Raw genomic sequence first — 13,026 nt, 5'->3', positions numbered from 1 at the left:
GCGCTGACCCAGACCCGCACGGCGGTCGACGAGCTGTCCCGGATGGCCGCCGACCTGCGCACCACCGTCGGGCAGTTCACCTACTGAGCGGACCGCCGGGCCGGCCACCGCGCCGGCCCGGCGCCACCCCGACGGGGGTCGGTTGCGGGCGCCGCACTGCCGATAACACGGCCGGCGGGCGTCCGCGCGGATTCACCTTGACCCCCGGCGACCACCGCCGAACACCCCAGCGGGGCCACCCGTGCCCCGTCGCGACAAGAGAGAAGGCAGCAGTGGACGGTCTGGACGACATCGTCGAGGAGTTCCTCGTGGAGAGCCACGAGAACCTCGACCAGCTCGACACCGACCTGGTCGCGCTCGAGCAGGAGCCGGACTCCCGGGAGCGGTTGTCCAGCATCTTCCGGACCATCCACACGATCAAGGGCACGAGCGGCTTCCTGGCGTTCAACCGCCTGGAGGAGGTCACCCACGTCGGCGAGAACATGCTGTCCCGCCTGCGGGACGGCGAGCTCGCCCTGACCCCTCAGCGCACCAGCGTGCTGCTGCAGATGGTCGACACGGTCCGCTCGCTGCTCGCCTCGATCGAGGCCTCCGGGGGTGAGGGCTCGGTCGACGTCTCGGCCGTCGTCGCCGGGATCAGCGCCGCGATGGAGGACGGACCGGCTTCCGCCACCGAGGCGACCGTGGCCGAGCCCCCCGTGGTCGAGCCCCCCGCGGCCGAGGCACCCGCGGCCCAGGAGGCCGCGGCGAAGAAGGCCGCGGCGAAGAAGGCCCCGGCCAAGAAGGCCCCGGCGAAGCGGGCCCCCGCCAAGCGTGCCCCGCGCGCCGCGGCCGTCCCCGCTCCCGCCGTCGAGGAACTGCCCGAGACCCCGCAGGAGGACCTGCGGGCCGACCTGCCCGAGGAGCCGGTCGCGCCGGCCCCCGTCGCCGAGGAGCACCCGGTGCCCGAGCCCGCCGTCGCCGACCACCCCGAGGGGGAGGGCGCCCCCGCCGCCGATGCCGCCGGCGGCCAGGCCCGCCGCGCCGTCGCCGACAGCACGATCCGCGTCGACGTCGACCTGCTCGACGAGCTGATGCTCCTGGTCGGTGAGCTGGTGCTCACCCGCAACCAGATCGTGCAGAACGTCGCCCGCCAGACCGACACCGACCTGATCCGCGCCTCCCAGCGGCTGAACCTCATCGCCAGCGAGCTGCAGGAGGGCGTCATGAAGACGCGCATGCAGCCGATCGACCACATCTGGTCCAAGCTGCCCCGCGTCGTCCGCGACCTCGGCCTCCAGCTCAAGAAGTCGATCCGGCTGGAGATGGAGGGGCGCGACACCGAGCTCGACAAGACGCTGCTCGAGGCGGTCAAGGACCCGCTGACCCACCTGGTCCGCAACTCCGTCGACCACGGCATCGAGGCCCCCGAGGCGCGGAAGAAGGCCGGCAAGCCCGCCGAGGGCGTCCTGACCCTGCGCGCCCGCCACGAGAGCGGGCAGGTGGTGGTCGAGGTCGCCGACGACGGCGCCGGCATCGACCCGGCGAAGCTCGGCGCCAAGGCCGTGCAGCGCGGCCTGCTCACGCAGGAGGCGCTGAACCGGATGAGCCCGGCGGACGTCCTGCAGCTGATCTTCCTGCCCGGCTTCTCCACCGCCGCGGCGGTCACCAACGTCTCCGGCCGGGGCGTCGGGATGGACGTCGTCAAGACCAACATCGAGTCGATCGGCGGCACCATCGAGGTCGAGTCCGACCCGGGCGTGGGCACCGTCTGCCGCCTGCGCATCCCGCTGACCCTGGCGATCGTCCCCGCGCTGACCGTCGAGTGCGCCTCCGACCGGTACGCGATCCCGCAGATCAGCCTGCAGGAGCTGGTCAGCCTCGACGCCGAGAAGGCGGCGAACGCCGTCGAGGAGGTCGGCGGCGCGCAGGTCTACCGCCTCCGCGGCGAGCTGCTCCCGCTGGTCCGGCTCACCGACGTCCTCGGCCTCACCTCCGAGCGCCACGACGGCCACGTCGTCATCGCCGTCCTGCGCTCGGAGGGCCGGCGCTTCGGCCTCGTGGTCGACCGGGTCATCAACACCGAGGAGATCGTCGTCAAGGCGGTCGGCGGACAGCTCAAGGCGATCGGCCTCTACTCGGGGGCCACCGTCCTCGGTGACGGCACCGTCGCGCTGATCCTCGACGTGCAGGCGCTCGCCCGCCGCGCGCTGCGGACCGAGACGACCGACCGCCAGGAGGCGCGCGCCGGCTCGCTGCAGACCGTGTCGGCCGAGACCGACCGGCAGCGCATGCTCCTGGCCGCCATCGGCGGTGGTCGCCGGGTCGCCATCCCGCTGGACACCGTCACCCGCCTGGAGCAGGTGCGCAGCGAGGCGGTCGAGAAGGTCGGCAACCGGGAGGTCGTGCAGTACCGCGGCGCGATCCTGCCGATGGTGCGCCTCGACCGGCACCTGGGCGCCTACGGCGAGACCGACCGCGAGGTGCTGGAGGTCATCGTCTACTCCGACCACGGCCGCAGCGTCGCGATCGTCGTCGAGGAGATCCTCGACATCGTCGACGGCGAGGCCGCGGTGCGCAGCGACATCGACGACATGGGCCTGCTCGGCTCCGCCGTCCTCGGCGACAAGGTGACCGAGCTGCTCGACGTCCGGGCCGCGATCCTCGCCGCCGACCCGGCCTTCTACTCGGCCCCTTCCTCCTCGACGCCGGCCGGCGTCCCCGACTCCCTGCTGGAGGTCTGACGTGACCGCTCCGACCCGCATGCTCGCCCCCGCGACCAGCGGCCAGCTGGCCACCTTCCGGCTGGACGGCGACCTGTACGGCATCGAGGTCGAGCACGTGCAGGAGGTGCTGCGCAGCCAGCAGCTCACCCGCGTGCCGCTCGCCCCGACCGCCGTCGCCGGCCTGATCAACCTCCGCGGGCAGGTGGTCACCGCCATCGAGCTCCGCGAGCGGCTCGGCCGGCCGGCCCGCCCCGAGGGCACCGACCCGGTCGTCATCGTCGTCCGGCTGCACGGTGAGGCCGTGAGCATGCTGGTCGACTCCATCGCCGACGTGGTCGACGTCGACGCGAGCGACTTCGAGGCGCCGCCGGACACCCTGGAGGGTCAGGCCCGCGATCTCATCCGCGGCGCCTACAAGCTCGACGGGAAGCTGCTGCTGGCCCTGGACGTCCAGAAGGCCGTCAGCGCGTAGCGATCGGGTCGTGACGGCGAGCGGCGGGGAGGACCACCTCCCCGCCGCTCGTGCGTTCCGGGCAACCGGAACGGCCGGGGTCCCACCGCCGGGTAGCGGATGGTGACTCAATGTGAGCGATTGCTGACCGCACACGGGGTGACACGCGCTGTAGGGGTGCCTGCGCTCCTGCGATGGGGTGACGGGTGCATGGTGCCGCCCCGTCCGGGCAGCCAGCATGGGTCCGTCCCGTTCCCCGGAGCCCTGGAGGCGCACCGTGCCCTACTCGCTGGTGAGTGCCGCCACCCTCGGCTTCGACCTGGTCCGCCTGCCCGCCGGCCGGCAGGTCGCCGAGGTGCTGCTCGCCGGCCTGGGGGCCGACGAGCCGGCGCTCGCCCGCCTCGCCGGTGCCCACCCCGCCCGCGGGCTGGACCGCGAGCAGCGCGGGGTGCGGGCCGTCCGGAACCGACGGGCGCGGGAGATGGCCGCCGCCGTACCCCACGTGCGCACCGCGGCCGACGCCGCCGAGGGCGCCGGTGACCGCACCGCCCTCCTGGTGCGCCAGCTGGAGCTCGGCACCATCGGCGACGCCCCGACGCTGGAGCGGTTGCTGCGCGAGGACGTCCTGGGCCACGAGCACCCGCTGGCCGACCGGGTCGACCCCGGCACGTGGGAGCAGGCCGCCGACGTGCTGGCCGACGCCGCCGTCGGCTTCTGGGCCGCCGGCGTGCTGCCGCCGCTGGTGCGCCGTGAGCTGACCGCGGCCTTCGACCGCGCCCTGGACGCCGGCCCGCTGGCCGGACCCACCGGCTGGGGGCTGGCGGACGCCGAGGAGCTGACCGGTTTCCTCGCCGCCGTCCGCGACCTGGACGACGCCGGCCGGTCGCGCTGGCGCCTGGCCGTCGACGAGGGCCGCGCCGCGCACCGTCCCTGGGCCACCGCCATGCACGAGGCCTCCTGGGGTGCGCACGTCTCCGGGCGCACCCGGGCGCTGGCCGCGGCGCAGCTGCTGGCCGTCCAGGCCTTCCTCGACGGCGGCTTCGACCTGCACGACGGCGCCGCCGGCGTGTGGAACGCCGTGGCCGGCTGCGTCCAGGCGATCGTGCTCGACGACCTGCTCGGCGGCGAGAACGCCGCGGTGCTCCGTGCGCCGGGTCGGCGCGTCGCCGCCCTCTCCTGACCGGCCCGCGGCCCCTCCGCGCCACGCCTTCCCGGTTCGGCGTCTGATCATCGCCCGACCCGGCCGGTGATCATTTCCGGCGACGGCCGGTGATCATTTTCCGCGACGGCCGGTGATCCATTGTCGGCGCTTTGTCGACAATGGTCCGGGTGGTCGTCGCTCCGGCCACCGTCGATCTGCACCGGTGGCGAGAAGATCACGCCACGCATGGTGCGTGTCGGCTTCAGACGGCCGGTCCGCCGCCGAAGATGCCGAGCAGCACCAGCACGCCTCGGCCACGACCCCGCGGCGCCGCTGGGGCGCCCAGGGCACGCGGCGAGCCGCACCCGGGACCCGCTCCGACCATTCCCCAGGAATGCGTGTCGAGGTTCTCGGGGCGGCGTCGGTGTGGCTTTTCCGGCGCCGCGCCGCGGAATTCCGTCGCCGATCTCCCGAACATTCCGGGAACGCGGGGTCCGCACCGCGGAAGGGCTCAAGCCGGACGCGGAGATGCCGATACAGACAACATGCCCGCCGATCGGCGCGGGCAGGGGCCAGGAGGACGTGTGAACCCGATCCGGGTGATGGTGGTCGACGACTCGGTCGTCGTCCGCAAGATCGTCACCGACGTGCTCTCCGCGGACCCGGGGATCGACGTCGTCGGCACGGCCGTCAACGGCAAGGTGGCCCTCGGCAAGCTGCCCCAGCTGCGGCCCGACCTGGTCACGATGGACATCGAGATGCCGGAGATGAACGGCATCGAGGCGGTCCGGGCGATCCGCAGGACGCGCGACCGGGTGCCGATCATCATGTTCAGCACGCTCACCGAGCGCGGCGCCACCGCGACCCTCGACGCGCTGTCGGCGGGGGCGAACGACTACGTGACCAAGCCGGCCAACGTCGGCAGCGTGGCGCAGTCCATGGAGAGCGTGCGCGAGCAGCTGATCCCGAAGATCAAGGCGCTCACCGGGCGCCCGGTCACCCCCGTGCGCCCGGCCGCCCCGGTGGCCCCGCCGCCGCGGCCGGCGGCGCCCCGCACCGGCCCGGGGAAGAAGCCGGCCGTGCTCGTCATCGGCTCCTCCACCGGGGGGCCGGAGGCGCTCGCGCGGGTGCTGCCCGCCCTGCCGGCGACCCTCCCGGTCCCGGTGCTGCTGGCCCAGCACATGCCCCCCGTCTTCACCCGCCAGTTCGCCCAGCGGCTCGACCGGCTCTCGCCGCTGCGCGTCGTCGAGGCGGTCGACGGCACCCCGCTGGCACCCGGCACCGTGCACCTGGCCCCCGGTGACCACCACCTGGTCGTCCGCGCCGACGGCCGCGCCGGGTTCACCACGGCGCTGAACCAGAACCCGCCCGAGAACTTCTGCCGCCCCGCCGTCGATCCGCTCTTCCGCTCCGCGGTCGCCGCGTACGACGGCGCCGTCCTCGGGGTCGTGCTGACCGGCATGGGCGCCGACGGGCGGAACGGCTGCGGGGAGATCCGCAACGCCGGCGGCACCGTCGTCGTGCAGGACCAGGCGACCTCCGTCGTCTGGGGCATGCCCGGGGCCGTCGCCCAGGCCGGCTACGCCGACGAGGTGCTGCCGCTCGACCGGATCGCCGAGGCGATCCAGCGCCACCTCACGCGCGCCGCACCCTTGAACACCGCACCAGCCATGGCCGTGGGAGGTCGTCGATGAGTCTGACCGCGACCAGTTTCGACTGGGTCCGTGACCTCGTCCGCAAGGAGAGCGCCATCGTGCTCCAGCCGGGCAAGGAGTACCTGGTGGAGGCCCGCCTCCTGCCGATCGCCCGGCAGATGGGGCTGACCGACGTCACCAAGCTCGTCGAGAACGTGCGCGTCCGCCCGGACGCCGACAGCACGCGGCGGATCGTCGAGGCGCTCACCACCAACGAGACATCGTGGTTCCGCGACGGCGACCCGTTCACCGCGCTGACCTCGACGGTGCTGCCGTCGCTGCTCGCCGCCCGCGGGCCCAGCGAGCGGCTGCAGATCTGGTCGGCGGCCTGCTCCAGCGGGCAGGAGCCGTACACGATCGCGATGCTCCTGGACGACGCCCTGCCCAACGCCACCTCCCGGGTGTCCATCACCGCGACCGACCTCTCCCGCGAGATGGTGCAGCGCACCCGCGCCGGCCGGTTCAGCCAGCTCGAGGTCAACCGGGGCCTGCCGGCGCCGATGCTGGTCCGGCACTTCACCCGCGCGGGCAACGAGTGGGAGGTGTCGCCCGACCTGCGCCGCATGGTGAACGCCAGCGAGTGCAACCTCGCGGCGCCGCTGCCGCGGATGGGCCCGTTCGACGTCGTCTACCTGCGCAACGTGCTCATCTACTTCGACCTGCCGACCAAGCAGTCGATCCTCCGCCGTGTGCGGGACCTGATGCGGCCCGACGGGTGGCTGTTCCTCGGCGCCGCCGAGACCACCCTCGGCGTCGACGACTCCTGGGAGCGGGTCGTCGTCGGCCGCAGCTCCGCCTACCGCCCGCTGAAGGGGGCATGACATGCGTGCACTGGTGATCGACGACTCCCGCGCCATGCGCCGGATCGTCACCGGCATCCTCGCCGGCTTCGGCTACGAGGTGCGGGACGCCGAGCACGGCCGGGCCGCGCTCGACGTGCTGGGCGAGGGCTGGCTCCCCGACCTGGCCACCATCGACTGGAACATGCCGGTGATGGACGGGCTGCAGTTCGTCTCGGCCGTCCGCGCGAACCCGGCGTGGCGCTCGATGACCATGATGATGGTCACCTCGGAGAGCGAGCACACCCAGATCGTCCGGGCGCTGGCCGCCGGCGCGCACGAGTACGTGATCAAGCCGTTCACCGCCGACGCGATCCGCGACAAGCTCGCGCTCCTCGGCCTGCTCCCGCAGGAGGTCTCCCTGTGACGACGACGGACACCGGCGCGCGGCGTCGCGCCAGTGACGTGCGCCCGGTCATCACCGACCTGATCGACCCGGCGACCGTCGAGGCGATCGCCGCCGAGGCGTGGGTCGCCCTCATCGGCGAGGACGAGGTCCTGGTCCCGCTGCCGGGCGAGCTGCCGGTCGACATCGTGTCCAGCTGGGTCGACGTCGTCGGCCCCTGGACCGGCAGCGTCGTCCTGACCACCGCCCGCAGCACGGCCGAGGAGCTCTCCCGCGCCCTGCTGCGGGACACCGCCCCGGCGGTGCTGGACGACGAGGACGTCGCCGACGCCTTCGGCGAGATCGCCAACGTCGTCGGCGGCAACGTGAAGGCCGCGCTGCCGGGCCCCTCGGCGCTCAGCCTGCCCCAGGTGGGCAACGCACCGCTGGTCCGCAACCCGGCCGACGTGTGCCGGCTGGACCTGCTCTGGCGCGGCGAGCCCGTCGCCATCTCGGTGCAGGGGGCCCTCCCGCCCCTGCCCGGCTCCACCCCTACCCGCGAGAACGAGGTGTCCTGAGTGAAGATCCTGATCGCCGACGACAGCCGCGTCATGCGGCAGATCGTCATCCGCACGCTGCGCCAGGCCGGCTACGACGACCACGACATCGTGGAGGCCGAGGACGGCGCCGACGCGCTGGCCAAGGTCTCCTCCGAGCAGCCCGACCTGGTGCTGTCGGACTGGAACATGCCGAACATGACCGGCATCGAGTGCCTGCAGGCGCTGCGCGCCTCCGGCTCGGCCGTCCCGTTCGGCTTCGTCACCTCCGAGGGCTCCGCGGAGATGCGGGAGAGGGCGGCGAACGCCGGCGCCCTCTTCCTCATCGCCAAGCCCTTCACCGAGGACACCTTCAAGGAGCACCTGGACGGGGTGATCGCGTGACCGCCCCCACCACGGGTGTGCAGCTGCCCGCCGCCAAGGACGTCCGGGACATGCTGACCGGTCTGGTCGGCAAGGCGGTCAACGTCTCGCCCGGCGCGCCGGTCACCCCCACGCCGGAGAAGCCGGTGGCGGTCGCCGTCTACGTCGACCCGCAGATGGCCGTCAACGCCCTGTGCCTGCTGGACCTCGGCGCGGCGGCCTACACCGGCGGCGCGCTGGCCCTCCTGCCCCCGGGCGGGTGCCAGGACGCCGTCGAGGAGGACGGCGAGCTGACCGCCATGCAGCTCGAGGCGCTGCACGAGGTGGTGAACGTGCTCTCCGCGCTGTTCAACACCCCGGGCGCCCCGCACTCCAAGCTGCACAGGCTCTACGCCCCGGGGGAGGAGCTCCCCGGCGACCTCGCCGGGATGCTGGCGGCGTTCAACCGGGTGGACCTCGCCATCGAGGTGCCCACCTACGGCAAGGGAGCGCTCAGCTTCGTCGTGCCATGACATCGCGGTCCTCCGGACCGCACCGCGGCCAGGTGCCGTCCCCGGCGCTCGCTGAGCTGCTGCGTCGTCCCTGCGCGGACCCCTCCGGGGCCCACTCGGGACGACCGTGCCCACCGCGGACCACGAGACCCCCGTCGCTCCTCGGGGCGGCGGGGGTCTCGTGTTGCACGTGGAACCGCGGCTAGGCGGACGCGCGCTCCTCGCAGGCGGTGGGCAGGCAGGCCCAGACGTGCTTGCGGTCGTCGTCGACGTACCAGCCGTGGGCCACCGACAGCCGGGCCACCAGCTGCAACCCCATGCCACCCTTCGCCGGATCGCGGTCGACCGTGGGGGCCGGCATGGCCTGCGGGGCCTGGTCGCTCACGTCCAGCAGCCAGCCGCCGCTGCCGGCGATGACGGTGGCGACCACGGGCTGCTCCCCGTGCCGCAGGGCGTTGGAGGCGAGCTCGTCGAACGCCAGCACCAGCTGCTCGCCGGAGACCTCGTCGGCGGGCGCCTCCTCGACGTCGTGCATCAGCGACCGCAGCGCCGCCCGGGCCCGCGGGAGCTCCGCGAGGGACCCGAGCCGCCAGCGCCACACCTCGCCGCGCCCGTCCGGCAGCGGTCGGACCGGCCACGCGAGTCGCCCCATGCTCCCCCCTCGTCTCGGGTCGTCGACCGTTCCGTGGGTTCCCAGACCCCGTCGGTGTCAACCCCCTGCGCCGCGCTGATCCCGGAGTGTGCGCGGCATCACTCGCCCCTCGGGAGGAGGGAAGCGGGGTTGCGGCATTGCCATCCGCCCGCGGAACGGTCAGGCTCTCCAGTCAGGCTGCCGACCGCGCGGCGGGACGGGGCACGGCACGGATGAGGGTGGACGGCACCGCCCCGGAGCTGAGCGGGTTGCTGCTGCAGGCGGTCGAGGGCATGGAGCGCCCGATGTTCGTCCTGTCCGGGGACTGGCGCTTCCGGTACATCAACCCGGCGGGGGCGCGGGTGCTGGCCCGCACCGTCCCCGAGCTCCTCGGGCGGGACATCTGGGTGGAGTTCCCCGAGGCCGTCGGCGGTCCGTTCGATCGCCTCTACCGCTCGGTCCGCGACTCGGGCCGGTCCGGCAGCGTCGAGGCCTGGTACGAGCCGCTGGGCACCTGGTTCCGGGCCGACGCCTTCCTGACCGACGCCGGCCTGGTCGTCACCTACGACGACATCACCCTGGCACGCCGCGCCGAGGAGGAGCGCGCCGCCGCCGTCCGCGCCCGCGAGGTGGCCGCCGCGGAAGCGGCGCGGGCCGCTCGGGTGGCGGAGGAGTCCGGCCGGTTCCTCATGCTCCTCGGCGAGATCAGCCAGGAGATGACCTCCACGCTCGACGCGGACGAGGCGGTCGGCCGGTTCGCCGCACGGGTCGTGCCGGAGCTGGCCGACTGGTGCCTGGTCAGCGTCGTCGACCCCGACGGCACCCGGCGGGACGTCGGCCGGGCCCACCGCGACCCTGCGATGGCGGAGGCGATGCACCGCTACGCCGACGCGCGGGTGGCCTCCAACGACACGAGCGCCCCGGTGCCGGTGGCCCTGCGCCGGGCCCAGCCGGTCGTCATCGAGCGGCTCACCGAGCACGACTTCGAGACGATGATCCGGGACGACGCGAGCCGCGCGGCGCTCGCACCGCTGGCCCCCTCCGCGGTGGCCACCTTCCCGCTGGTCGCCCGGGGTGAGGTGTTCGGCGCCTTCACCCTCGTCAACGGCGCCGACCGGGGGCCGCACACGCCGGCGGAGCTGCGGACGGCCGAGATCGCCTCCCGGCGGGCGGCCCTGGCACTGGACAACGCGCGCCTGGCCACCCTCAACCACCAGGTGGCCGAACGGCTGCAGCTGAGCCTGCTCTCCCCGCCGGTGCAGCCGGACCACCTCGAGCTCGCGGTCCGCTACCGACCGGCGACGCACGGCATCTCCATCGGCGGCGACTGGTACGACGCCTTCCTGCAGCCCGACGGTGACACGGTGCTGGTCATCGGCGACGTGATGGGCCACGACATCGCGGCGGCCGCGGCGATGGGCCAGATCAAGACGCTGGTGCGGGCGATCGCCTTCGACCGGCTGGAGGAGCCGGCCGGGCTGCTGCACCGGGTGGACAACGCCCTGGTGGGGCTGGCGGTGCCGGCGATGGCCACCGCGCTGGTCTGCCGCATCGAGCAGGGCGAGGCCGAGCGGGCCGCGGGGGTGCGCCGCCTGCACTGGGCCGCGGCCGGCCACCCCGACCCGCTGCTCCTGCTGGCCGACGGCACGGTGCGCGACCTGGCCGTCCCGGTCGGGCCGCCGCTGGGCTCGGGCTGGGTCGGGCAGCTCTCCGACGGCGTCGCGCTCCTGCCCGACGGCAGCACGCTCGTCCTGTTCACCGACGGCCTCTTCGAGCGGCGCGGTGAGCTCCTGGACGACGGCCGGGAGCGGCTGCGGGCCGTGCTGACCGGGTCGGCCGATCTCTCCCTGGACGAGCTCTGCGACCGGCTGCTCGAGGAGATGCTCGGCGAGGGCGTCGAGGACGACGTCGCCGTCCTGGCGGTGCGGGCGCACGCGGTCGACCGCCCCCGGCCCGTCGAGGCCGGGCCCGAGGTGCTCCCGCCGGCGGTCCCCCACCCGGCGTGAGCCGGTCCTCCCTCAGTCGGGGTGGCGCAGCAGGTACCGGCCGAAGTGCGGCACCGTGAACGCGATCTGGCCGCGCTCGGCGGAGTAGACCAGCCCCTTCTTGATCAGCGAGTCACGGGCGGGGGACAGCGACGCGGGCTTGCGCCCCAGCGAGACCGCGACCTCGGAGGTCGCGACCGCCGCGCCGCCCGGCCCGCCCAGCTCCGCCATCGCGTGCATGTACTCCCGCTCGGCGGGGGTGGCCCGGTCGTAGCGCGAGCCGAAGAACCCCACGGCGAGCTCGGCCTCCGCGACCGGTGCCGCCATGGCGACGTCCGCGGCGGTGATGGGGGAGGAGGCCGCGACGTCCCAGGTGACCTTGCCGTAGGCCTGCACGAAGTAGGGGTAGCCGTCGGCCGCCTCGTAGAGGGCGTCGAGGGCGGCCGGCTCGAAGGTGACGTCCTCCCGCTCGGCAGGGGCGAGCAGCGCCCGGTCGGCGGCGGCGCGCTCGAGCCGGTCGATGCGCAGGTAGCGGAACAACCGCTCCGAGTAGCTCTTGGACGCCGAGAGGACGGCCGGGAGGTGGGGGAGCCCGGCGCCCACGACGATGAGCGGCGCACCCTGCTGCGAGAGCTCGTGGCAGGCGGCGCAGATCGCCGAGACGTCGTCGGGCTGGATGTCCTGCATCTCGTCGATGAACAGGGCGATCCCGCTGCCGATGTCGGCGGCCACCCCGGCGGCGTCGCTCAGCAGCTCGACCAGATCGATCTCCATGTCGCCGGAGTCGGCCCGCCCGGTGGCGGCGGGGACGTCGATGCCCGGCTGCCAGCGGTCGCGCACCTTGGCCACCGTGCCGTCGGAACCCACCCACCCCCGCTGGGCGAACGCCTTCACCACCCCCAGCACCTCGGCCACCGACTCCTGGTCGCCGTGCCGCGGGCCCAGCTCGCGCAGCGCCATGTGCAGCGCGGAGGAGATCGGCCGGCGCAGCGACTGCTCGGGCCGCGCCTCGATCTTGCCGGTGCCCCAACCCCGCGTGATGGCGGCCGAGCGCAGCTGGTTGAGCAGCACCGTCTTGCCGACGCCGCGCAGGCCGGTGAGCACCAGGGACCGCTCCGGGCGGCCGCGCGCGATGCGCTCGAGGACGACGTCGAAGGCCTGCAGCTCGTCGTCGCGGCCGGCCAGCTCGGGCGGGCGCTGGCCGGCACCCGGGGCGTAGGGGTTCCGGACGGGATCCATGCATCGCACCGTATGGGCATCTCTAGCGCCCGTCGTAGAGATCCGTAGAAGTGCCGATGGCGTGTCGGCCGCGGCGGTCGCCGCCCGCCCGGTCCGCACGAGGCGGCGAGCGGGCCCGCGGGCGTCAGAGGTGCGCGTGCGCCCGCCCGTCCAGCCAGGCCCGCACCGCGGCGGCCTGCCGCTCCAGCGTGTCGTGGGAGGGGCCGAAGAAGGGTGCCTCGGTGACGTCCAGCCGGTGGCGGGTGCCGTCGTCCAGGAGCAGGAACACCGCCCAGCCGCGCGCCGGGCGACCGGCCCGGTCGATCCCGACGGCCGTGATCTCCCCCCGCAGGAAGGTCCGGGTGGACCAGGTGTTGCGGACCGTGAGCCGTCCGTCCGCGCTCCCGACGACGCTCCAGGACAGCATCCGGCCGACGACGACCGCCACGAGGCCCGTGAGGACCACGACGGGCACCAGGGACCGCCCCCACGCCTGGTGGCGCAGGACGACCTCCGCCAGCCACAGGGCGAGGAGCACCGGACCCAGCGTCCGCACCCAGGGCGGCAGCCGGATCGCGAGCGGCTCCTCCGCGCTCGTCACGACGGCATTCTGCGTGCGTCGACGG

At 74.1% G+C, this 13,026-nt stretch carries 14 protein-coding genes; 10 read left to right on the top strand and 4 right to left on the bottom strand.

Translation table 11 applies throughout. From position 1 onward, the window contains the following. The first annotated feature begins 272 nt into the window (after positions 1-272). The 3 genes from E9549_RS05240 (at position 273) to E9549_RS05230 (ending at position 4,336) form a co-directional block, all read left to right on the top strand. Positions 273-2,723: a chemotaxis protein CheW gene (locus tag E9549_RS05240; RefSeq protein ID WP_236825488.1), complete on the top strand. Its 2,451-nt coding sequence runs from the start codon at positions 273-275 to the stop codon at positions 2,721-2,723. A gap of 1 nt (position 2,724) precedes the next feature. Continuing rightward, complete coding sequence (locus E9549_RS05235) at positions 2,725-3,177, top strand: chemotaxis protein CheW (protein WP_236825487.1); 453 nt, start codon at positions 2,725-2,727, stop codon at positions 3,175-3,177. Positions 3,178-3,433: 256 nt separating this feature from the next. Beyond that, entirely contained in the window at positions 3,434-4,336 is a 903-nt protein-coding gene (locus E9549_RS05230; RefSeq protein WP_236825486.1) for a hypothetical protein, read from the top strand. A 47-nt stretch (positions 4,337-4,383) separates the two neighbouring features. On the opposite strand, the gene E9549_RS05225 is transcribed toward E9549_RS05230, so the two are convergent. Beyond that, positions 4,384-4,536 (bottom strand): hypothetical protein, encoded by a 153-nt coding sequence (locus E9549_RS05225; RefSeq protein WP_236825485.1) that lies wholly within the window; start codon positions 4,534-4,536, stop codon positions 4,384-4,386. Positions 4,537-4,881: 345 nt separating this feature from the next. On the opposite strand from E9549_RS05225, the gene E9549_RS05220 reads away from it, so the two are divergent. The 6 genes from E9549_RS05220 to E9549_RS05195 are packed head-to-tail and all read left to right on the top strand — an operon-like array spanning position 4,882 to position 8,587. After that, on the top strand, positions 4,882-5,991 hold the full coding sequence (locus E9549_RS05220; RefSeq protein WP_236825484.1) for a chemotaxis response regulator protein-glutamate methylesterase: 1,110 nt from the start codon (positions 4,882-4,884) through the stop codon (positions 5,989-5,991). Continuing rightward, positions 5,988-6,812 carry a protein-glutamate O-methyltransferase CheR gene (locus E9549_RS05215; protein ID WP_236825483.1) on the top strand — a complete coding sequence of 275 codons (825 nt, stop codon included), beginning with the start codon at positions 5,988-5,990 and terminating at the stop codon, positions 6,810-6,812. Before E9549_RS05220 ends, E9549_RS05215 begins: the two co-directional genes overlap by 4 nt. Before the next feature lies 1 nt (position 6,813). After that, complete coding sequence (locus tag E9549_RS05210; RefSeq protein ID WP_236825482.1) at positions 6,814-7,197, top strand: response regulator; 384 nt, start codon at positions 6,814-6,816, stop codon at positions 7,195-7,197. Then, complete coding sequence (locus E9549_RS05205; RefSeq protein WP_236825481.1) at positions 7,194-7,733, top strand: chemotaxis protein CheX; 540 nt, start codon at positions 7,194-7,196, stop codon at positions 7,731-7,733. Before E9549_RS05210 ends, E9549_RS05205 begins: the two co-directional genes overlap by 4 nt. Next, complete coding sequence (locus E9549_RS05200) at positions 7,734-8,096, top strand: response regulator (RefSeq protein WP_236825480.1); 363 nt, start codon at positions 7,734-7,736, stop codon at positions 8,094-8,096. It abuts the gene before it with no gap. Further along, positions 8,093-8,587 carry a hypothetical protein gene (locus tag E9549_RS05195; protein ID WP_236825479.1) on the top strand — a complete coding sequence of 165 codons (495 nt, stop codon included), beginning with the start codon at positions 8,093-8,095 and terminating at the stop codon, positions 8,585-8,587. The genes E9549_RS05200 and E9549_RS05195 overlap by 4 nt, the downstream gene beginning before the upstream one ends. 181 nt (positions 8,588-8,768) lie before the next feature. On the opposite strand, the gene E9549_RS05190 is transcribed toward E9549_RS05195, so the two are convergent. Next, positions 8,769-9,218, bottom strand: a complete 450-nt coding sequence (locus E9549_RS05190; protein WP_236825478.1) for an ATP-binding protein — start codon at positions 9,216-9,218, stop codon at positions 8,769-8,771. 218 nt (positions 9,219-9,436) lie between these two features. Between E9549_RS05190 and E9549_RS05185 the strand changes: the two genes are divergently transcribed. Continuing rightward, positions 9,437-11,203, top strand: coding sequence for a PP2C family protein-serine/threonine phosphatase (locus E9549_RS05185; protein ID WP_236825477.1), 1,767 nt, complete (start codon positions 9,437-9,439; stop codon positions 11,201-11,203). A 12-nt stretch (positions 11,204-11,215) separates the two neighbouring features. On the opposite strand, the gene E9549_RS05180 is transcribed toward E9549_RS05185, so the two are convergent. Together E9549_RS05180 and E9549_RS05175 are read right to left on the bottom strand one after the other, a co-directional pair. After that, positions 11,216-12,421 (bottom strand): ATP-binding protein, encoded by a 1,206-nt coding sequence (locus E9549_RS05180; protein WP_236825476.1) that lies wholly within the window; start codon positions 12,419-12,421, stop codon positions 11,216-11,218. 124 nt (positions 12,422-12,545) lie between these two features. Next, entirely contained in the window at positions 12,546-13,001 is a 456-nt protein-coding gene (locus E9549_RS05175; RefSeq protein ID WP_236825475.1) for a hypothetical protein, read from the bottom strand. Positions 13,002-13,026: the final 25 nt, after the last annotated feature.

The sequence above is a fragment of the Blastococcus sp. MG754426 genome (assembly GCF_021699055.1).
Taxonomy (GTDB): domain Bacteria; phylum Actinomycetota; class Actinomycetes; order Mycobacteriales; family Geodermatophilaceae; genus Blastococcus.
The sequence above is the reverse complement of the archived record's forward strand: the minus strand, read 5'-3'. Positions and strand labels throughout refer to the sequence as shown.

What these genes read in the sequence shown, in the direction of transcription:
- E9549_RS05190 (WP_236825478.1), bottom strand. Translation starts at nt 9,218, where the DNA reads ATGGGGCGACTCGCGTGGCCGGTCCGACCGCTGCCGGACGGGCGCGGC.
- E9549_RS05215 (WP_236825483.1), top strand. Translation starts at nt 5,988, where the DNA reads ATGAGTCTGACCGCGACCAGTTTCGACTGGGTCCGTGACCTCGTCCGC.
- E9549_RS05210 (WP_236825482.1), top strand. Translation starts at nt 6,814, where the DNA reads ATGCGTGCACTGGTGATCGACGACTCCCGCGCCATGCGCCGGATCGTC.
- E9549_RS05180 (WP_236825476.1), bottom strand. Translation starts at nt 12,421, where the DNA reads ATGGATCCCGTCCGGAACCCCTACGCCCCGGGTGCCGGCCAGCGCCCG.